The 21,288-nt window shown below is 34.5% G+C and carries 22 protein-coding genes and 3 tRNA genes; 7 read left to right on the top strand and 18 right to left on the bottom strand.

Going from position 1 to position 21,288, the window contains the following annotated elements; genetic code table 11:
* Positions 1-341: 341 nt before the first annotated feature.
* The 11 genes from CIGN_RS07080 to gyrA all read right to left on the bottom strand — a co-directional run bounded on the left by CIGN_RS07080 (position 342) and on the right by gyrA (position 10,199).
* On the bottom strand, positions 342-779 hold the full coding sequence (locus tag CIGN_RS07080; protein WP_236844811.1) for a tyrosine-type recombinase/integrase: 438 nt from the start codon (positions 777-779) through the stop codon (positions 342-344).
* A 53-nt stretch (positions 780-832) separates the two neighbouring features.
* Positions 833-1,537: a tyrosine-type recombinase/integrase gene (locus CIGN_RS07075; protein WP_086302958.1), complete on the bottom strand. Its 705-nt coding sequence runs from the start codon at positions 1,535-1,537 to the stop codon at positions 833-835.
* A 174-nt stretch (positions 1,538-1,711) separates the two neighbouring features.
* Positions 1,712-1,786, bottom strand: a tRNA-Asn gene (locus CIGN_RS07070).
* A 79-nt stretch (positions 1,787-1,865) separates the two neighbouring features.
* Positions 1,866-2,774, bottom strand: a complete 909-nt coding sequence (locus CIGN_RS07065; RefSeq protein WP_086302956.1) for a radical SAM protein — start codon at positions 2,772-2,774, stop codon at positions 1,866-1,868.
* Positions 2,774-3,805: a uroporphyrinogen decarboxylase gene (gene hemE / locus CIGN_RS07060; protein WP_086234988.1), complete on the bottom strand. Its 1,032-nt coding sequence runs from the start codon at positions 3,803-3,805 to the stop codon at positions 2,774-2,776. Before hemE ends, CIGN_RS07065 begins: the two co-directional genes overlap by 1 nt.
* A 15-nt stretch (positions 3,806-3,820) precedes the next feature.
* Positions 3,821-4,348, bottom strand: a complete 528-nt coding sequence (locus CIGN_RS07055) for a YqhA family protein (RefSeq protein ID WP_086245210.1) — start codon at positions 4,346-4,348, stop codon at positions 3,821-3,823.
* The gene (locus tag CIGN_RS07050) at positions 4,341-5,375 is read right to left on the bottom strand and encodes an aspartate-semialdehyde dehydrogenase (RefSeq protein ID WP_086225568.1); all 1,035 of its coding nucleotides are present in this window, start codon (positions 5,373-5,375) and stop codon (positions 4,341-4,343) included. Before CIGN_RS07050 ends, CIGN_RS07055 begins: the two co-directional genes overlap by 8 nt.
* Before the next feature lie 75 nt (positions 5,376-5,450).
* A complete protein-coding gene (locus tag CIGN_RS07045) occupies positions 5,451-6,599 on the bottom strand; it encodes a sigma-54-dependent transcriptional regulator (protein WP_086302954.1) in 1,149 nt (382 codons plus the stop codon).
* Positions 6,600-6,602: 3 nt separating this feature from the next.
* A complete protein-coding gene (locus tag CIGN_RS07040; RefSeq protein WP_143297691.1) occupies positions 6,603-6,965 on the bottom strand; it encodes a hypothetical protein in 363 nt (120 codons plus the stop codon).
* 5 nt (positions 6,966-6,970) lie between these two features.
* Entirely contained in the window at positions 6,971-7,459 is a 489-nt protein-coding gene (locus tag CIGN_RS07035) for an LPP20 family lipoprotein (protein ID WP_086225565.1), read from the bottom strand.
* 46 nt (positions 7,460-7,505) lie between these two features.
* Positions 7,506-10,199, bottom strand: a complete 2,694-nt coding sequence (gene gyrA, locus CIGN_RS07030) for a DNA gyrase subunit A (protein ID WP_086302952.1) — start codon at positions 10,197-10,199, stop codon at positions 7,506-7,508.
* Positions 10,200-10,729: 530 nt separating this feature from the next.
* Between gyrA and CIGN_RS07025 the strand changes: the two genes are divergently transcribed.
* Positions 10,730-10,960: a tyrosine-type recombinase/integrase gene (locus CIGN_RS07025; RefSeq protein WP_086302949.1), complete on the top strand. Its 231-nt coding sequence runs from the start codon at positions 10,730-10,732 to the stop codon at positions 10,958-10,960.
* Positions 10,961-11,018: 58 nt separating this feature from the next.
* Here the strand turns inward: CIGN_RS07025 and CIGN_RS07020 are convergent.
* The 7 genes from CIGN_RS07020 to mnmG all read right to left on the bottom strand — a co-directional run bounded on the left by CIGN_RS07020 (position 11,019) and on the right by mnmG (position 17,006).
* A tRNA-Met gene (locus CIGN_RS07020) sits at positions 11,019-11,093 on the bottom strand.
* A 15-nt stretch (positions 11,094-11,108) separates the two neighbouring features.
* Positions 11,109-11,183, bottom strand: a tRNA-Gln gene (locus tag CIGN_RS07015).
* A 188-nt stretch (positions 11,184-11,371) separates the two neighbouring features.
* Positions 11,372-11,737: a hypothetical protein gene (locus CIGN_RS08370; protein WP_236844752.1), complete on the bottom strand. Its 366-nt coding sequence runs from the start codon at positions 11,735-11,737 to the stop codon at positions 11,372-11,374.
* Between the two features lie 462 nt (positions 11,738-12,199).
* On the bottom strand, positions 12,200-13,225 hold the full coding sequence (locus tag CIGN_RS07005; protein WP_086302947.1) for a c-type cytochrome: 1,026 nt from the start codon (positions 13,223-13,225) through the stop codon (positions 12,200-12,202).
* On the bottom strand, positions 13,222-14,469 hold the full coding sequence (locus CIGN_RS07000; RefSeq protein ID WP_086234996.1) for a cytochrome b: 1,248 nt from the start codon (positions 14,467-14,469) through the stop codon (positions 13,222-13,224). The genes CIGN_RS07005 and CIGN_RS07000 overlap by 4 nt, the downstream gene beginning before the upstream one ends.
* A gap of 10 nt (positions 14,470-14,479) precedes the next feature.
* Entirely contained in the window at positions 14,480-14,986 is a 507-nt protein-coding gene (petA, locus tag CIGN_RS06995) for a ubiquinol-cytochrome c reductase iron-sulfur subunit (RefSeq protein ID WP_086302945.1), read from the bottom strand.
* 154 nt (positions 14,987-15,140) lie between these two features.
* The gene (gene mnmG, locus CIGN_RS06990; protein ID WP_086302943.1) at positions 15,141-17,006 is read right to left on the bottom strand and encodes a tRNA uridine-5-carboxymethylaminomethyl(34) synthesis enzyme MnmG; all 1,866 of its coding nucleotides are present in this window, start codon (positions 17,004-17,006) and stop codon (positions 15,141-15,143) included.
* A gap of 97 nt (positions 17,007-17,103) precedes the next feature.
* Here mnmG and ribE point away from each other — a divergent pair, with 97 nt between their 5' ends.
* The 6 genes from ribE (at position 17,104) to CIGN_RS06960 (ending at position 21,202) form a co-directional block, all read left to right on the top strand.
* The gene (gene ribE / locus CIGN_RS06985; protein ID WP_086228724.1) at positions 17,104-17,715 is read left to right on the top strand and encodes a riboflavin synthase; all 612 of its coding nucleotides are present in this window, start codon (positions 17,104-17,106) and stop codon (positions 17,713-17,715) included.
* Positions 17,699-18,379, top strand: coding sequence for a peptidoglycan editing factor PgeF (gene pgeF / locus CIGN_RS06980; protein WP_086302940.1), 681 nt, complete (start codon positions 17,699-17,701; stop codon positions 18,377-18,379). The genes ribE and pgeF overlap by 17 nt, the downstream gene beginning before the upstream one ends.
* 3 nt (positions 18,380-18,382) lie before the next feature.
* Positions 18,383-18,589, top strand: a complete 207-nt coding sequence (locus CIGN_RS06975; protein WP_086225553.1) for a hypothetical protein — start codon at positions 18,383-18,385, stop codon at positions 18,587-18,589.
* A 134-nt stretch (positions 18,590-18,723) separates the two neighbouring features.
* Entirely contained in the window at positions 18,724-19,500 is a 777-nt protein-coding gene (rpsB, locus tag CIGN_RS06970; RefSeq protein WP_086302938.1) for a 30S ribosomal protein S2, read from the top strand.
* Positions 19,500-20,564 carry a translation elongation factor Ts gene (tsf, locus tag CIGN_RS06965; RefSeq protein WP_086228727.1) on the top strand — a complete coding sequence of 355 codons (1,065 nt, stop codon included), beginning with the start codon at positions 19,500-19,502 and terminating at the stop codon, positions 20,562-20,564. Before rpsB ends, tsf begins: the two co-directional genes overlap by 1 nt.
* Positions 20,565-20,566: 2 nt before the next feature.
* Positions 20,567-21,202 carry an ABC transporter ATP-binding protein gene (locus tag CIGN_RS06960; RefSeq protein ID WP_086302936.1) on the top strand — a complete coding sequence of 212 codons (636 nt, stop codon included), beginning with the start codon at positions 20,567-20,569 and terminating at the stop codon, positions 21,200-21,202.
* Positions 21,203-21,288 lie beyond the last annotated feature (86 nt).

The following is a 21,288-nucleotide window of genomic DNA, read 5'->3' as shown; positions in this document are numbered from 1 at the left end:
TAAGATATGATTTTTAAAGGAGAATATCCGGCCGTAATTAATGATTTTAATGTGTTAGTATAAGAGAATAAGGGCTTAATCAACTTAACAATTGTCTAAGCAGGGTTTAAGCTCCATTAGGTTATAATTCCACCAATTAAAAAAACTTTTGGAGAAGTTCGGTTTAAGGTATTGATTGGAATTATAACCAAATCTTAACATAACATTAAAAAATTTAATTATCGTGGGATATTTCCCTTTAATTATAATGTAATTATAAGATTACAAACCTTAAACCTAGATTTATTCCTATCTCTTGGCTATAACTCTTTAATTACAATTCTAATTCTATAATATTTTTTTTAGCTTGTCAATAGTTGCTCTTTTTTTAAATTATTAAGATAATATCCATACCACTCCATTAGCTGGGCTTTCTCTTGTAGTCTTTCGGATTTATTGTAAGTGCTTCTAACCTTGTTATTATCCGTATGGGCTAAGCATAGCTCTATTACTTCACTTGTTAGCCCGTGTTCTTGCGTGTTTTCGTGGCAAATGGTGGAGAATAGCCCCCTAAATCCGTGAAAAGTGGCTTCATCTCCAAATCCTAGGATTTTTATAGCTTTGTTTAGCGTGTTTTCGCTCATTATTTTTGAATTTATGCTAAATAGATATTGGCCTAGCCGGTAGGTCTCTAGCTCTTTTAAAATTGCCTTTGCTTGTGAGCTGATAGGCAGTATAAAGGGCTTTTTCATTTTCATTAACTCGGCTGGGATATTGATAATATTTTGCTTAAAATCTATATAATCCCACTTGAGTGCTCTTATAGTTCCGCTTCTTAAAGCTGTGTAGGCTCCTAGCTGTATTTATTGCCTTTATAGCTATCAATAGCGGTTAAAAACTCTCTTAGCTTTGTAGGGTCTTTTATAAATCTATGGTTGCTTACTTCGTGTTTATCTTTGCAAATATCGCTAAAATTTAGCCCAGCTAGTGGGCTGGTATAATCTTGGATAATTCCTTGGATAGTGATATATTTTAAAATATCTCTTAAAATTATAAATATTCTTTGTTTAGTCTCGTATCCATCTTTCCCAGCTCCTTTTAGCTTTACTTCTAAAATGCACTTATTTAGCTTATCTCGCTTTAAATCTTTTATTTTGATATTGCCTATCTTTGGTAATATATGATTATTTAACCGCCCTTGTATATCTTTATAATTGGTTAGCTTTTGTTTGGCTCTATCTTGTAGCCATTTATCCGCTATATCTTGAAAGGTTAGCTCGTGTTCGTTTGTGTAGTCCCTTGGGTCTATCCCTTTAGCTAGTAGGGCTTTAAACTCGTTAGCCTTTTGTCTTGCTTCTGCTAGTGATATAGATGGGTATTGCCCTATAGTGATGCTTTTAATCTTGCTTCCATCTATTTTATACCTAAATATAAAAGTTTTGCTAGTTTCTCGCAATAATATAAAAAGATTTTTGGTACTTCCATCTTTTACATATTGTTCTTTTTTATCATCTGTAAGAGTTAAAGATTTTAATTGGCTATCAGTTGTAAAACTCATTTATATTCCTTGCTTAAAGCTCGTTTTTGCGTGTGTATACTTTTGTATATACTTTAGATTGAAAACAATTGAAAAAGAATAATAACAAAATAAAGCTTAAATTACTTGAGAGCCCGTATTTTTGGGGTTTTTTAGGATTTTTAAGAGTTTAAGAAAAGTGGTAAAAAAGGGTCTTGGCTCCGGATGCTGGATTCGAACCAGCGACCAATCGGTTAACAGCCGACTACTCTACCGCTGAGCTAATCCGGAATATCGTATAAATGAGTTGGAATTATAGCTAATAATTAGCTATTTGTCAATTAAATTTAGCTTAAATTAGAAATTTTTTTCAAATTCTATAAAATTTCATCCCAGCTAAATCGCATTCTATAACCTTGCCTTCATTTATCAGCGTTTCTAAATTTATCTTTGCATTTGTAGTAAAGTTGTTTTCTATATCATATAAACTTTGAGGGCGAAGTTTTAAAAGCTTTTCAAGATCATCTTTACTATAATCAAATTTAGATTTTAAAGGGGTTCTAGAGGCTATACTAACTGGTGCAGCATCTATAAAAGTTGCTAAATAGTGCAATGTTTCACTACTAACACCTCTAACATTATGAGCTGGTGGGCGATCTATAGTGCTGATATCTATTCTATTAGGTAAAATCTTTTTAAAAGCTCTATTTAAAGCCATAAACTCATCATCGCTATCATTATATCCAGCTACAACCAAAACCTCCATAATAAGCTCGCCTTTAAATTTAGATCTAAATTGTGACATAAGCTCTACTAACTTATTTATATCTATATTATCAATACTTCTATCAATTTTACGAAATGTCTTTTGATTTGCACTATCAAGACTAAACTTCACAATATCAAGGTTTAAAAGAGCTTCAATAGCATTAGGATTTAAAACAGCACTACCATTGCTAAGAATTAGTGATTTTTGCGTTGTTTTAAGAGTATTTATCTGAGTAATTAAATTTGATAAATCGCTATATAAGCTCGGCTCGCCATTAGCTGTAAGCGTGATAACATCGATATCTTTAAACTCATTAAGAGCATTTTTAAGCTCATTTATTATAACTTTGGAATTTGGCCCATTTTTTATAACTCTGATGGTTTTGGCTTTTTTTAACTCACAATATAAGCAATCAAAATTACAGCTTTTTTGATCTGGGCTTAAATCTATTCCAAGAGAGCTGCCAAAGCGGCGGCTACTCACTGGACCAAATATAAATTTATATCCCATTATTTTGCATATTTTGCAGATTTTTCTTGGACAGATTTGATAAAATATTTAGCGTGTTCAACTGGAATATCTGGTAAAATACCATGACCAAGATTAAATATATGCCTTTTGCCGCCCATTATAGATAGAATTTCATCCACACCTTCATCAATCGCATCTTTGTTATACAATCTTGTAGGCTCCATATTGCCTTGTAAAATATATTTAGCGCCTAAAGATTTTTTAGCATTAGCAAGCGGGGTGCTCCAATCCACACCAAATACATCAAAATTACCACTAATATCATCTAAAAATCCGCTAATTCCTTTAGGAAATACTATTATAGGAGTATCTGGGAAGTTTGCTTTTAGATAATCAACAATCTCATTAATATAGCTAAATCCAAATTCCATATAAGCACTTTTTTCTAATGCTCCAGCCCAACTATCAAAAATCTGAACAGCATTTACTCCAGATTTTATCTGCTCAGCTAGATATAATTTAAGAGCATTTGTTACCTTGCGAAGAATAGCATGAAGGAATTGAGGATTATCATATACCATCTTTTTACAGATATTATATGTTTTTGTGCTGCCTCCTTCTATCATATATGTAGCAATCGTCCATGGAGCACCACAAAATCCTATTAAGGCTTTATCTTTAGCTAGCTTATCTCTAGTTAATTTAATTGTATCATAGACATAGCTTAGATTTTTAACTGCTTTATCGCTACTTAGTCTATCTAAGTCCTCCATTGTAGCAATTGGCTTAGGAAATACCGGCCCTTCACCTTTTACAAATTTAAGCTCCATACCCATCTCCATAGGTACTACTAATATATCGCTAAATAAAATTGCTGCATCTACGCCTAAAATATCAACTGGTTGAAGTGTAACCTCACTAGCTTTTTCATAATCCTTACAAAGTGATAAAAAATCCCCAGCCTCAGCTCTAACTCTCATATACTCAGGCAGATATCTACCAGCTTGACGCATCATCCAAACTGGAGTATAAGGAGTTTTTTTGCCTAAACATGCATCTATAAAAATCATAAATATCCTTTAATCCTAATGATGTGAGCTCTTATGCAAGAAATATAAGCCTAAACAAAGAGCTAAAATAGATAACGCTAGATAGACCATCTCAAGAGGTGTAGTAAATTTAGCATGCAAAACACGCTGAAAGAAATTAACCACTAAAACCATCACAATGACTTTACCTATCTTATCTTTTAGCTGGTCTAAACTATGCACTTCAAGCACTCTAGCCTGTCTAGAACTCTTAATTGTATCAATCTCACTAATAAAAAGCTCATAAATCCCAAAACTAAAGATAAAAAAGACCAATGCCATCAAATACAGATCTATAGCCCCAATAATAAGAGCTACGCCATCGCTATGCAGATCTACACTATGGTCGCCTAGAATTAGGTAATGCCATGCATAAACTATTACCTTAACAATATCATAACTAGCAACAATAAACATCACAAAAGCTCCTAGCAATCCAAAGATCACTGGAAGCAAGGTTACCATTCTAGACTTCCACAAAAGCCCTTCAAATAGCTTTTCTATCTTGTTTTTAATATTATCCATTCTGCTCTTGCATCTCTATCCATTTTTGTGCGATTCTAACCGCGTTTGTCGCTGCACCAACTCTAATCTGATCAGCCACACACCATAAATGTAGTATGCTATCATCATAATTATCTTTTCTGATTCTGCCTACATATGTCTCATTTGTATCACTTGCGTGAATTGGCATTGGATAAAGATTATCTTTTGGACTATCTTGAACTACAACGCTTGGAGCATTTTTTAGAATTTGAGTTGCTTTTTGTGCATCAATTGGAGTTTTAAATTTAATAGTTATGCTCTCGCTATGACTTCTAAGAACTGGCACACGCACACAAGTTGCACTCACTTGTATATCTTTGTGAAGGATTTTTTGGGTCTCTTTAACCATTTTCATCTCTTCTTTTGTGTAATCATTATCTAAGAACACATCAATATGTGGAATTACATTTAGTGCTATTTGGTGTTTAAATGCACTTGGCTCACACTCATCAAGCTTAAATTCAAAGAATTTTTGCATCTGCATAACCAACTCTTCCATTCCTTTTTTACCCGCACCACTTGTAGCTTGATATGTGCTTACATCTACTCTTTGGATACCAAAAGCATCATCAAGAGGTTTTAACACTTGCACCATTTGGATTGTAGAGCAGTTTGGATTTGCTATTATGCCTTTATTTTGCCATTGAGCAATGTCTCCTGGATTGCACTCAGGCACTACTAATGGCACTTCTGGATCCATTCTAAAATGGCTAGTATTATCTATAACTATTGCTCCGCTTGCTGCTGCAAATGGTACAAAATGAGCCGATATGCTACCGCCAGCACTAAAAAATGCAATATCTACTTCATGCTCGTCAAATACAGTATCAGTAAGCTCTACAATTGGATAATTTTTGCCTTTAAATTCAATCTCTTTCCCAACACTCTTTGCACTTGCAAGTGGCAACACATCACCAACTGGAAAATCCATCTCTTCTAAAACACGAAAAATCTCTTCGCCTACAGCTCCAGTAGCTCCAACTACTGCTATACTATACTTTCTCATACTACGCCTTAGATTTAAATTTAGGTCGCTATTTTATCTAAATTTAGCTTAATATAAGTCAAATTCGAATTTAAATTACTTTTTAGCGTAAATAAACAGATCCTCTTTACTAATACTACTACCTTCACTTAGTATAGCGGCACGCTCAACAATACTAATAAGCTCCCTAATATTACCTGGATAATCATAATTTAAAAGCTCATCAATAGCCTCTTGACTAAACTCTTTTTTACCTAATTCATACTCAACACAAACTCGCTTAAGTGTAGCATTTGCGATATCTACAATCTCATCTTTGCGTTCTCTAAGTGGTGGAATTTTAAGCGGAACAGTATTTAAACGATAAAATAGATCCTCTCTAAACTCACCATTTGCAACTTTTTGTTCTAAATTCGCATTGGTTGCGCTTACGATTCTTACATCTATTTTAATTGGTTTGCTAGCTCCTACACGAACGATCTCACGCTCTTGAATCGCACGCAAAAGCTTAGGTTGTAAATTTAGTGGCATCTCTCCAATCTCATCTAAAAATAGAGTTCCACCATTTGCTAGTTCAAAAAGCCCTTTTTTAGTTGCTGTAGCATCGGTAAAAGCACCCTTTTCATATCCATATAGTTCACTTTCAAGTAAATTTTCAGGTATTGCAGCCATATTAATAGCCATTAATGCTGAATCTTTTCGCTTTGAATTTTCATGGATATATCTGCTAAAAAGCTCTTTACCTACGCCACTTTCTCCCATTATCATCACGCTTACATCGGTTTGGGCTGCCTTTTTGGCAATATTTAGAGTTTTGTCTAAATTTGCAGAAGCGGCTAAAAAATTACTACTTTTTATCCCTGTGGTGGTATCTGGTGTTTTAGTTTTAGTTTTTTGAGTTATTACGCTAGTTCGTTTAATTGCTGTAGCTAAAGTATCAATATCAAATGGCTTGGTCAAAAAATCCTTCACCCCAAGGCGAACACTCTCAATAGCCCTATTTAGTGTGGCATTTCCTGTCATAATAATTACATCGTATTTGCCACCAAGTTCTTTTATAAACTCTAGTCCATCCATTCCAGGCATGTTTATATCAGTTACTATGACATCAGTATCGTTACTTAATTTTTTAAGTGCTTCAGTAGCACTTTTATAAGATTTTACACTAAACTCATTATAATCACCTAAAGCGATCTCAAGGGATTTACGCATATTTATATCATCTTCTACAATTACAACATTCATGATTTACCTTATAATTTTGCTTATTGTAGCACCTTGGGGCTTAAATTCCACTATAAAGCGGATAGGGGTGATAGTTAATTCTGTGGTAAAAAGAGCTGAGTTTGGATATGTAGTTGAGTTATCTAGAATTCTTACTTCTTCTGAAACAAAGCAGTCAAATAGTTCATTTTTGTGTAAATTTAAATACTCATAAGCAGTTAAATTTGTCGGTTTTGAGATTGGAATAGAGCATATAATTTGACTACTTTTATATCCTTTAACCATCGATCTAGATATAGTGATCTCATCGCTACTAAGTATCCCATTGACGGTAATTAATCTAGCCCAAAAGATAAACTCATCACCGCCAAATAGGTTATTTAGCACAAATATTAATAAGCAAAAAGTTCTAGCCACTTTTCTCTATCTATTTTTAGCTCCATTTCAACTCTATATAGACCATCTTTAAAGTCTTGGTTGATTACTGAAGCATTTTTGATAAGGCCTAAAACTCTGCCTTCAATAACTGAACTTTGCAACATTGCATCTTTTACTGTATCTTTAGCATTAATTTTAACACCATAAAGTTTAGCTGCTAGCTGTCTATGACCATCTGTAATTGCTGAACGTTTAGCTAATGCACGAGCCTGAGCCGGACTCACAGTATCAAGCGGCGGAATTCCCTCGCCAATAGCACTAAATGCTACCTCATTATCAGCATTCATAGCTGGGATCATTTTTTCATTTTGAATGATCTCTCTAATATCCTCTTTATCGACTTTTTGGACAATTACTTCAGCTGGTTGTTGATTAGAACCAGATGCATTTGCACAACCTGCTAATGCTAAACCTGCAACCAGTGTGTATAAAACTCTTTTCATACCTTACAACCTTTTAAATTTGAATTTAAATTTTATAAAGCAAATATTATTCCGCTTCTTCAATTTTAGCCATTTGTTCAGCTATAAAATCATCATCGATGATATCCATATCTTGATCATCGCTCTCTTCTTTAGGGCATCTTGCAATGCTGACAACTTCATCGCTACCGACATTTACAACGATTACGCCGCTTGTGTTGCGACCAGCTTTTCTGATTGTTTGCATATCTACTCTAATCATCTTACCGCTGCTTGTAAGAGCCATTAAATCCATGCTTTCATCCACCATAACTACACCGACTAGGTCTTTGGTTTTTGATGTTAGTTTCATACAAATAACACCTTTACCGCCACGACTTTGAAGTCTATACTCATCAGCAGTTGTACGTTTGCCTATACCTTTTTGACTAACGCTTAGAATTTCTTGTGTATCGTTCTCTATAACGACAGCACCTACTACTTCATCGCCTTCTTCTTTAAATCTGATAGCAGTTACTCCGCGGGATACACGGCCAATTTGTCTAACTTTGCTTAGTGGAAATTTAATACACATACCTTTTTTAGTTACGACAAATAACATCTTTTCATCACTAGATTCTGGAAGCTCATCAATACTTTCAAGAATATGTTCTATCTCGCTCTCTTCAAGTTCGGATATTGCTTCTATTTCGCTATCAATAACCTCTTCAAGAGCATCAAATCCACTCTCTTCAAGCTCATTTTCTACTATTATATCTGGGTCATCTAATACTTTTTCATCATAGTCACTTGTGGCTATAACTACTGTTACTAATTCATCGTTTTCATCTAAATTTATAGCTTTAACACCGATGCTTCTGATGTTTTGATATTCGCTTAAATTTGTTCTTTTTACAAGACCATTTTTAGTAAAGAATGCTAAAGATTTATTTTTAGAAAAATCAGTAGTCGGAATAATTGCTTTAATCTTTTCATCTGGTTGAAGATTGATTAAATTTACTACAGCTTTTCCTTTAGCGGTGCGGCTGCCTTCTGGGATTTTATATACTTTTAGCCAATATAGTTGCCCACGATCAGTTACAAACATCAGCGTATCATGACTCATACAAGTAAAGAAACTCTCTATAAAATCATCATCATATGTAGTTACTGCGACTTTGCCTTTACCGCCACGTTTTTGTTTTTCATAACTTTTACTTGGTACACGCTTGATATAGCCCCTATGAGTGATGGTTACTACCATATTTTCATTAGGGATTAGGTCTTCTACGTCAATATCGTCATAATCATCGATAATTTCAGTAATTCTTGGACATTTAAATTTAGATTTGATCTCTAAAAGCTCATCTTTTATAATGGCTTCAATTAGCTCCTCGCTTTTTAAGATTGCATCAAGCTTATTAATTAATTCTAAGATCTCTTTTAGCTCAGCCTCTAGTTTTTCACGCTCTAATCCAGTGAGTTTGCTTAATCTCATATCCAAAATTGCGTTACTTTGTAGCTCACTTAGACCGAATTTAGCCATCAATCCATCTCTAGCGATATTTGTATCAGCACTGGTCTTAATCAAAGCTATTACATCATCTATATTATCTAAAGCGATTTTTAGCCCTTCTAAAATGTGCGCTCTAGCTCTAGCTTTTTGTAAATCAAAGATAGTTCTTCTAATAATTACTGTTTTTCTATGGTTTAAGAATAGTCTTAAAAGCTCAATTAGTGAAAATATCTTTGGTTCTTTATTATTTATAGCTAGCATAATCACCCCAAATGTTACTTCCATTTGAGTTGATTTAAATAGATTATTTAAGACAATATCGCTCATAGCATCACGCTTAAGCTCTATAACAAGGCGAATTCCATCTCTATCGCTCTCATCACGAACTTCGCTAATGCCTTCTATCTGCTTTTCTTTGACTAATTCTGCTATATCTGAGTGAAGTTTGGCTTTATTTACTTGATATGGAAGTTCATCTACAACTATTACATCTTTGTTTGGCTTTTTTTCTATATGGGTTTTGGCTCTTAATTTTATCCTACCTCTACCGGTGCGGTAAGCCTCCATTATCCCCTTTTTACCAAAGATTATACCACCGGTTGGAAAGTCTGGGCCTTTGATATGTGTCATTATATCTTCTAGTGTGGCACTTTTGTTTTCTAGCAAAACCAAAAGACCATCTACTAGTTCATCTAGACTATGTGGTGGGATATTTGTAGCCATACCAACGGCGATACCGCTACTACCATTTAGTAATAAATTTGGGACTCGTGCGGGCAAAACATCTGGCTCGCTCAAACTATCATCATAATTAGGGATAAAATCAACCGTATCTCTATCTAAATCTTTTAATAACTCTTCAGCTAAAACCGTCATTCTAGCCTCGGTATAACGCATCGCAGCTGCGTTATCACCATCTACTGAGCCGAAGTTTCCTTGGCCATCTACGGCTGGAATTCTCATAGAGAAGCTCTGAGCCATTCTAACTAACGCATCATATACAGCTGTATCGCCGTGTGGATGGTATTTACCGATTACATCACCTACGATACGAGCAGACTTTTTATACGGGCTGCGACTACCTACGCCTAAGTCATTCATAGCATATAGGATTCTTCTATGCACTGGCTTTAGCCCATCTCTAGCATCTGGCAACGCCCTACCTATGATAACGCTCATCGAATAGTCTAGATAGCTAGCTTTTATCGAGTCCTCTACATCTATGGTTGTTACATCTTGATTTGAGTTAAAAATATTATCTTCCATCTTTTTCCTTGAAAAATCTGCTCAATATTTTATCCAAATTTAATAAATATTAGCTAAAAAGTATGGAATTATTTTATTTAAATCACACTTTATAAAGTAGATAATAAGAGTGGTGAAGTCAAGACTATGCTTGATTGTTTTTTGTCAACTTTTAGTATATAGACCATTATCAGAGCAGTTAAAACGTATTCTACTATGATTAAAAAGAGAGTTTTGATCCATTATAGCTAGTGGTAAAGTTAAGGATTTGACAAGGATAATTATTTAAATTGTAAAATAACTGATCTAAACTAATCCCAAAGTGACTATAGTTAAAAAGATAATGAAACACTAGGGTTTAATTTGCGCCATAATGCTAAGGAATATAATCAATATATTAATACATATGCACAGCAAGTATTAAGAAATTCTTTGCACATAGGCTAATGCAGAATTAAAGCACACTAGCATTAAAACTAGTTTTAAGTATGCATATTTAAAATACTCATCTATCTAGTAAATTTAATTTTTGCCAATAAAAAAGAGTTGATTTGCGTAAATCTTGGCACAGATTGTTAAAAACCAATAATCTACCTAAGCTTAGATTACACGATATAAGACACTTGATAGCAACTTATTCTATAAATCATTTAGGAACATCTGTTGAATTAGTTAGTTATTGTTTAGGGCATACTAATATTGCCACTACTCAAAGGTATATAACTAAAGATATGAAAATGTCGCTAAGTGTTATTGAAAATATTTTAAAATCAGTAAAGTAAAATTTAAGTATCTTATAAGAAATAAATTATATATTTTAAAATCTGATTTTATGGATATTGGTTGCGAGAGAGGGACTTGAACCCCCGACCCTCGGGTTATGAGCCCGATGAGCTACCACTGCTCCATCTCGCGTCATAATATGTGGGGTGGATGGGGTAAGAGGATTCGAACCTCTGAATGACAGGACCAAAACCTGTTGCCTTACCGCTTGGCGATACCCCAATCTAAAAATGAGTTGTAATTATACAATATTTTTTGATATTTGTCAAGCATTTTGGCAAAAATTACTCAAAATTATCAAATTTATAATAAATAAATTTACTTAATATCGCAAAAGTTTTTATAAATATAGTTTTCATTTATTATAAAGTTAGTTTAAGCAGACTATAAAATACGATCTGTTAAGTTTTTTAGAATTTATAGTTATATCCTAAATATAAGCCATAGTTTATCTCTTTTACATTATCAGCGTTAAATTCTTCAGAATCAAATTCCATTTTCCCATAATTTGTCTTATCAGCTTTAAAGCCAAATTCCAATTCATTATTTTTATCAAATGAATAAATTCCACCTATTTTTGTACCAATTAGCCAACCATTTTTGCTATCTTTATCACTATATCCTGTAATATCGTTGATTTTTACTTTTAATCTAGAGTATCCACCATATGGACCAACTGCTAATTTGAAATTATCTGTTATAGATGGGATATAGTCAGCTCCAAGGATGAATTTATGAGTTAGCCATTTTACAGTATAATCTGGATCATAACTCATATCTTTACTAGCTTGAAAATCATATATGTAAGAGCTATAAACCCTATATCTATCAAAGTCGTAACCAGCTTTTAGCCCAATACCTGCTTGAGCCTTTTTATATTTTATTATTCCAGTATCTCCTGCGTTATTATATTTTACTTTTAAATTTCATTGAAAAGAGTAGTCGCTCTCAATTCCTGTAAATAGACCATCAGCAAGTGCAAACGAATAAACCATAGAGGCAACAAGAGATATTTTTAAAGCGAAATTTTTTATTAAATCTCCTTTGTAAATTTAGCATTAAAATATAGTTATATCACATCAATCTAAATAGAAATAAAAATTTATTACGAAATTTAAAATATACACCCTTAAACATGGCAAAACAAAATTCAAAAAATATAGACAATACAAAAAGTTAGAAATATGTAAGACTTACTAAGATTTAGAGTGAAAATCACCCTAAATCTTTTAAGTATATTAATGTAGTTTAGACCAAATTTTGCGTTTCCATGCCCAAGCAAATACACTAAGAATAGCAAAATAAATCATGATATAGATACCTGTTGTCTCTCTTTCTTCTTTTTTGCTATCACCGGCTTCTCTCATATACTCAATAACTTGCTTTTGAGCTTTTTCATTTAAGCCTACACGCGGCATAGATGTGCCTGGAAGCATTTTTTGAGTATCATTGATGAAATTATTTAGATATAGTTCGCTTCTAGATCTAATATACATAGATAGATCAGGAGGCGTCATACCTAGATAATTTGCTATGCTTTGTTTGTTGCCATTAGCAAATACATTTACATATTTCATATCATGGCATCTAGCACAAGACTCTATAAATACATCTCTATCGCTCATCTCTTTTGGTGCTATGCTTTTGAAATATGCTACTAAGTCTGCTATTTCTTGATTTAAATCACCGCCAGCACCATAGAAAGCTGTCATAGGAAATGGGTTTGTATCATTAAATTTATGAGTAACTTTTAACGCCATAGCTGGATCTTTAATAAGAGCGGCTAGGAATTTACCATCATAAAGATATCCGATATTGCTAAGATCTGGAGGAGCAACACCATAAGCCTCGCTAGCACTTTTATCATCCATTGCCGGTTCAAAACCAGCTGATTTAATGCTGTGGCATGCTGTACATCCAGCAGCTGCTACTAAATTTGCACCTGAAGCTGCATCGCCTTTGCTAAGGTCAATGCTATTGATATCAGCCCAAAATGTACTATATTTTTCTAGTTCAGCTTTTGCATTTTCTAGAGTTTTTGTAGCACCATCAATAATGCTTTTATCACCGCTAGTTTGAGCGGCTTTTAAAGCAGCTTCTGCTTTTTCTACATTTGTTTTTGCTAGAGTTGTATCCTCTTTGGCAAAGTCAAAATTAGCTGGTTCAACATGTGGGTGTAAAATTGAATGTGCGTAAGGCTCAACACCCCAATAAATAGCGCCTGTAACAAGGACGACAATTAAAAACGCTTTTAATTCTTTCATTTATTTGCCTTTCTTTCCTTGATTGTGATGATAGGAAGTACTACAAGTAGCAACGCAAGGAAGCCAACTGAAGAGAAAAATCCTATCCAAGCATTAAATCCTGTTGGAGGAAGTTTGCCATACACTGTTAGGATAATTAAATCGATAATAAGTAACCAGAACCATATAAAGAAACCTTTTCTTTTATGAGCTGGAGCTACTACATCGCTTCTATCATATAGAGGCATAAAGAATAGCGAAATACCAGCAAACGCCATAGCTAAAGCACCAATATCAGCTGCTTTTAAAGGTCCAATATCAAAGAAGAAACCGCGTAAAATTTCATATTGCCATAAGAAATACCACTCAGGATAGATATGAGTTGGAGTTTTAGCAGCATTTGCAGGATCGAAGTTGATTGGATCCATAGCAAAATTGAAATGGAAACTTACTAAATAGAAGAAGAAAATCATAAATAAAGATACATAGAAGAAATCTTTACTTAAAAATCCTGGCCAAAATGGAATAACTTTTGAATTTACAGTATCGCCTTTTAGATATTTTTCAGCTTCTAATTCAAAATCAATCTCTTCGCCTTCAAGGTTATTAACATGAGGGATACGTAAAGTATAGAAGTGAACACCTATAACCATTATGATAACAATCGGTAATAAGCAAACATGAAGCATAAAGAATCTTGTAAGTGTAGGATCGCTAACTGCATAATCGCCTCTAATCCACTCTACAAGAGCACCGCCAATAAATGGAATTCCACCAAATAGTTGTGTGATAACTTGCGCTGCCCAGTAGCTCATCTGTCCCCATGGTAGCATATATCCACTAAATGCCTCAGCAGAGAATATTAAGAAAAGTAGCATACCACTAATCCAAATCATCTCACGACCTTTTTTGTATGAACCGTAGTAAATACCTACAAATGCGTGAATATAGATGATTAAAAATATAACAGAGGCTGCAACTGCGTGAATATGACGCCATAACCAGCCATATTCAACTTCTTTCATAATAGTGTAATTCACACTATCAAAGGCTAAATTTGCATCTGGTTTATAGTACATTAGCAATAATAAACCGCTTATAAAAAGTAGGGTAAAAAGTACAGTTAAAACTACACCCATTGCCCAAAGAAAATTGATATTTTTAGGTATCCAGTATTGCCCTGCTAGGACATTCCATAATTTTGTAAGAGCTATACGCTGATCGAACCAATCTCTTACGCTTGTAGCTTTTGTAATATGTGCCATAGATCCTCCCTTACGCTGTAGCGACTAATTTTTTGTACTCAGGGCCTTCTTCGCCTAGTACAAGCTTAGTCCCATCAATTTTAAATGGTGGAATATCTAGTGGGCGTGGTGGCGGACCAAATACATTCATACCATCAGCGTTAAACTCTCCACCATGACAGGCACACTTAAACATCTTATCACTAGCACTCCAGCTAGGTATGCATCCAAGGTGCGTACAAAGACCGATTGTAACTATATAATTCTCATTACCTACCACTACATCTCTTGAAGGATTAGCCTTCATATTCTCATCTTTTTTAATGATAAAAATAGGCTTTTTACGCCACTCTACTTGGCGGAATTCGCCAGGCTGCATAGGGCTTAGATCTACTGTGGTAAAACCCGCTGCTTTAACGCTAGGAAGTGGATCCCAAGACTTTTTCATTCCAACCAAAGCAAAAGCACCACCCACAGCTGCGACAGCGCCAAATGCCATTCCGATGAAATCTCGTCTTTCTTGCTTTTGAACAGACATTTCTTTCCTTTCTATTGATTTAATTATTAGCATTGAAATTAAGCTAACTTTTATAATATAAAAGTGAAACTAAACTTTAATTCTACCATTTTAAAGTTAAAATTTTATTTAATTAGAATTGTTTTTATAAACAAAAGTAGCCAAGCTCATTGGCTTAGCTAAGTGTAGATTTGTGCCTTTTAATAGCGATATGAAGGATATCTATCGCCGCTGGAGTGATTCCACTGAGATTTGATGCAGCCGCTAAAGTCGGTGGAGCAAATTGAATTAACTTCTCGACCACTTCATTACTCAAGCCACTAATTGTCTTAAAATCCAAATCATTTGGAATTTTAATATCTAAAAGCCCTTTCATCTTTTCAACTTCTATATACTGCTGGGCGATATAGTGATAATATTTTGCTTCAGTTAAAATTTGATTTATAGAGTTTTGGTTTAAATTTTCAAAAAATGGATCAAGCTTTCTAAGCTTATTTTCATCAAAGCTCTTTCTAGCGACCAATTTTTGTAGCGTTATCTTCTCACTTATTGGCTCTTCACCGATGGCGGCTAAAAATTCCAAAGTTTCTTTATTTGGCGTTATCTCTTTTGTAAGCAGAATTTCCATAGCTTTTTGTAATTCATCTCTTAAAGCCTCAACCTCATCATAAGCCTCTTTTTCAAGCAAACCTATCTCAAATCCATATTTACTAAGCCTTAAATTCGCATTATCCTCTCTTAAAAGTAATCTAAATTCCGCCCTGCTAGTAAACATTCTATAAGGCTCTTTTGTCCCTTTTGTGACTAGATCATCGATCAAAACCCCTATATAGCTCTCATCTCTGCGTAAAATCAAAGGCTCTTTATTTTGTAAATTCAACGCAGCATTTATACCAGCCATCAACCCTTGAGCGGCGGCCTCTTCATATCCTGTGGTGCCATTTATCTGCCCTGCTAGATATAGCCCACTAATCTTTTTAGTCTCTAAGGTATGTTTAAGCTCGGTTGGATTGACATAATCATACTCTATAGCATATCCATGGCGCACAATAATCGCATTTTCAAAACCCTTAATAGACCTTAGCATTGCTACTTGCGCATCATAAGGGAGTGAAGTTGAAAATCCATTTATATAGTATTCAGTCGCTTCTAAGGTTTGAGGCTCTATAAATAGATGATGGCGCTCCCTATCTCCAAAGCGGTTTATCTTATCTTCGATACTTGGACAATACCTTGGCCCTACTCCTTCTATCTGACCTGTAAATAGTGGAGCGCGATCAAAATTTGACCTAATTATATCGTGTGTGTCTATATTTGTGTATGCTATGTAGCAAGGAAGTTGATTTGGAGTCCAGTTTTTAGTTCTAAAACTAAATGGCACTGGCTCTGCGTCACCATTTTGAATTTCTAAAACACTAAAATCAATTGAGCTTGCTAGTACTCTAGGGCAGGTGCCAGTCTTTAATCTACCCATTTCTAAATTCAGGCTTTTTAGCGAGCTTGATAGCTCTTTTGAGCTTAGCTCACCGACACGGCCGGCTTGGAGTTTATTTGTGCCAACATGGATTAAGCCATTGAGAAATGTACCTGTTGTTATGATGAGTTTTTGCGTGTGATAAGTGTTGTCTAAATGGGTTTTTACCCCTATTATTTTGTTATTTTGCGTTAAAATTTCGGTAGCGATCTCTTGAGTGATCTGTAAATTTGGCGTGTTTAAAAGCAAATTTCGCATATAAATTCGATATCTATCCATATCTATTTGAGCCCTACTACCACGCACGGCTGGGCCTTTACTCTCATTTAAGAGGCGAAATTGTATCCCGCACTCATCAGTTGTAAGCCCCATTTGACCGCCAAGAGCGTCAATTTCTTTTACTAAATGCCCTTTAGCTAATCCACCAATTGCAGGATTACAGCTAGCTGCGCCGATTTGCTCAGCTAAAATTGTGATTAATAGAGTTTTGGCTCCCATTTTAGCTGCTGCGAGTGAGGCCTCGATCCCGGCATGCCCACCACCAACTACGATAACATCATATTCCATAATTTGCCTTGTGATTTTTAGGGGCGATTTTATCTAATTTATAGTAAAAGATTTATAAATTTAGATTATAATTTCTCAATTCGAATTTGAGGTGATTATGTTTAATGGACTGATTCGTGAGATTGGTGTTGTGCGTAGTTTTGATGGTAAAAATCTAAGTATCAAGGCTACTCATAAACCAAATTTAGGTGATAGCATAGCGGTAAATGGGGCTTGTTTGAGCGTAACAAAGATTGATAAAGATGGATTTGTAGTAGAATTAAGCAGCGAAAGCGCTAATATATTGGCTTTGGAAAATTACAAAAACAGAGTCCATATAGAACCAGCTATGAAAATTGGCGATAGGATAGATGGGCATTTGATTCAAGGGCATATAGATGCTATTGGGGTTATTAGAGATATTAAGAGACTATCAAGTGGGGTGGATTTTATCATAGAATTACCAAATGAAATTTTACATCTAATAGCCAAAAAAGGCGCCATCGCAGTTGAGGGCGTGAGCCTAACAATCAATGATATTAACTCAAATTTAATGCGTCTAACCCTAATACCTATAAGCATGAAAGATACGCTATTTGGTGAGTTTCAAATAGGTAGAAGAGTCCATATAGAAAGTGATATTTTGGCTCGTTATATTGATAGAATTCTAAACTCAAAAAACCAAACTCTCACTTGGCAACAGGCTGATTTTTATGCTAGTATCTATTGATAATGATAAGATTATTGCTGGTTTTACAACCAAATTTGGCGGTGTGAGCAAAGGTGTTTATGAGAGCTTAAACTTAGCCCATCATGTGGGCGATGATAGGCTAAAAGTAGAGCAAAATAGAGAGATTTTAGCTCACAAAATCAAAGCCAAAAAATTAATTTTCATGGAACAAATTCACTCTGATATAGTCCAAAATTTAAGCGATATTAACCAAATTTTAGAGCCTTGCGATGCGATTTTTACTAATTTAACCCAAGTTGGGCTATGTGTTATGGTAGCTGATTGTTCGCCTGTGCTTTTATATGATAAAAAGCTAAATTTAATCTCAGCTATCCATGCTGGAAGAGCTGGAGCGATCTCAAAAATCATAACCAAAACAATAGATAAAATGGGTTCAAATCCTGAAAATATCAAAGCAATAATAGGCCCAAATATCAAAAAAAATTGCTACGAAATTGGGGATTTGAATTTGGGGGAATTTAATAAATTTAAAGATGGTTTTAAATTTGATTTAGATGATGCTTTGCGATTTGAGATTGATGGTATCGGTGTCAAAGATTATGAATTTAGCGATATTTGCAGCCACTGCGATGATAGATTTTACTCATATCGCAAGAGCGGTTTAACTGGTAGGTTTGCTGGTTTTATAATGTTAAAAGGATAAATTATGTATGAAAAATTCACCGATATCGAGCTTTTAAAAATCTCACAAAATGCTAGGAATTATGGATTGGAATTTGGAGAGAATTTGGCACTTTTGGAGCTATTTTTTCGCCCAAAAAAATTTGAAATAGAAAGTAGCGACCTAGAAAAAATCGCAGAAATTTTCTCTTCACTTCAAAGTATTAAAGAGAAATTTCAACTTAGCAAATAAAGCAAAAAATAAGTTAAATTTAGCTACAATTCGCACTTCATTTCACATATGCTAATCCTTGTTTAGTTGCAGTTAATGTCGCTGTTAAGGAGCATAGAGGAATAAACTAATCAAATTTTTTTAAGGAGAAACTCATGGTTACTATGAGAGATTTACTAGAGTGTGGTGTGCATTTTGGTCACCAAACAAGACGCTGGAATCCAAAGATGAAAAAATTCATTTTTGGCGAGAGAAAAGGCATTTATATAATAGATTTACAAAAAACTATTAGATATTTCAGATATACTTATAATATAGTAAGAGACGCCGCAGCTGAAGGCAAAACAATACTATTTGTCGGCACTAAAAAACAAGCCGGTATCGCAGTAAAAGAGTATGCTGAAAAATGCGGTATGCCATATGTAAATCACAGATGGCTTGGCGGTATGATGACGAATTTTGGAACAATTAGACAATCAATTAGAAAACTTGAAGTTATAGAAGCTATGGAAGAAGATGGCTCTATAAATTTACTTACCAAAAAAGAAGCTTTAATGCTAAGACGCAAAAAAGAGAAGTTAATAGCAACTCTAGGCGGTATCAGAAATATAAAAACACTCCCTGATATGATATTTGTAATTGACACAGTAAAAGAGAGAATCGCAGTAGCAGAAGCTAACAAACTTAAAATACCAGTAGTAGCTCCTATAGATACAAACTGCGATCCAGATATCATTGACTACCCAATTCCAGGCAATGATGACGCTATCAGAAGCGTTCAGCTATTCTGCCAAGAGATGGCTGAAGCGATCAATGAGGGTAAAGCTTTAAGAGATCAAGATGGCGAAATCAGCGAAGAGATAGAAGTTCCAACTCAAGAAGAAAAAGATGAAATATTAGAAGAAGCTATGGCTGAAGGCGAGGAAGAGTAATGGAAATTAGCGCAAATATGGTAAAAGAGCTCCGTGAAAGCACTGGAGCTGGAATGATGGATTGTAAAAAGGCTCTTCAAGAAGCTAATGGAGATATGCAAAAAGCAGTTGATATACTAAGAGAAAAAGGTCTTGGCAAAGCTGCTAAAAAAGCTGATCGCTTAGCTAGCGAAGGTCTTGTAAGCGTAGTTGTAAGTAGCGATAATAAAACAGCTACCATAACAGAAATTAACTCTGAAACTGATTTTGTGGCTAAAAATGCTACATTTGTTGATTTGGTTAAAAATACAACTCTACATGTCCAAACTAACGCAATCACCACAATTGATGAGCTTAAAGAGTCAAGCATTGGCGGAGTTAAATTTGAAGAGTTTTTCCAAAGCCAAATCGCTACTATTGGTGAAAATTTAGTTGTAAGAAGATTTGAAACCATTAAAGCTAGCAAAAATGGAATTGTAGCTGGATATATCCACTCAAATAGCCGTGTTGGTGTTCTGATTGGCGCTGCTTGCGACTCTGAAGCGACAGCTAGCAAAATTGGCGATTTTTTAAGAAATCTTTGTATGCATGCAGCGGCTATGAAACCTCAAGTTATAAGCTATAAAGAGTTTAGCCCGGATTTTGTAGAAAAAGAGTATCTAGCTCTTAAAGGTGAGCTTGAAAAAGAGAATGAAGAGCTAGTCCGCCTTAAAAAACCACTTCACAAAATACCTGAATTTGCTAGTAGAGCACAATTAAGCGATGAAGTGATAGCCAAAGCAACTGAAAAATTAAAAGAAGAACTAAGAAAACAAGGCAAACCTGAAGCTATATGGGATAAAATCCTTCCAGGTCAAATAGAGAGATACATAGCTGACAATACTCAACTTGACCAGCGACTTACTCTTTTAGGGCAATTCTATGTAATGGATGATAAAAAAACTGTTGAACAAGTAATAGCTGAAGAGGCTAAAAAACTTGGTGGCGAAATAGAAATTGTAAGCTATGTAAGATTTGAAGTTGGTGAAGGCTTAGAGAAAAAGACTGAGGATTTTGCTGCTGAAGTAGCTGCTCAAATGGCTTAATAATGTTAAAGGCGTTAAATTTATCTCATAAATTTGACTATTTGCTCTTTAACGATATAAATTTAGATATCAAACCCGCTACTACTACTGCTATTATGGGTGTTAGTGGTAGCGGAAAATCCACAATTTTACACATTTTATCTACACTTTTATCGCCTACTGATGGCGAAGTTATATATAATGATAAATCACTTTATAAGCTAAGTAGTGATGAACTTTTAAAAATTCGCAGATATGATTTTGGGATTATTTTTCAAGCACATTATCTTTTTAAAGGATTTAATGGCTTTGAAAATATCGAACTCGCCACTATATTAAGCGGTCAAAAAATTGATTTAAACCTCCTTAAAGCATTAAAAATAGATAAAGTAATAAATCAAAAAATCGGCGAACTTAGCGGCGGCCAACAGCAAAGAGTTAGTATCGCTAGAGTATTAGCTAAAAATCCTAAAATTATTTTTGCTGATGAGCCAACTGGTAATTTAGATCAAACCACCGCTAAAGAGGTCATGAGCGTAATCTTTGACTATGTCAAAACCAATAACGCCGCTTTGGTCTTAGTAACGCACGATAAAGATATAGCCCAATTATGCGATATAAAATACCAACTATCCAATCAGCATTTAACCCAATGCTAATCCACCCCAAATCTATAATTCCAATACAATCTTTGGTAAAGTCGCAAAATCTAGGCCAATGCTTTTAGAAAAATATTGAAAATTTA

The sequence above is a fragment of the Campylobacter devanensis genome (assembly GCF_002139915.1).
Taxonomy (GTDB): domain Bacteria; phylum Campylobacterota; class Campylobacteria; order Campylobacterales; family Campylobacteraceae; genus Campylobacter; species Campylobacter devanensis.
The sequence above is the reverse complement of the archived record's forward strand: the minus strand, read 5'-3'. Positions and strand labels throughout refer to the sequence as shown.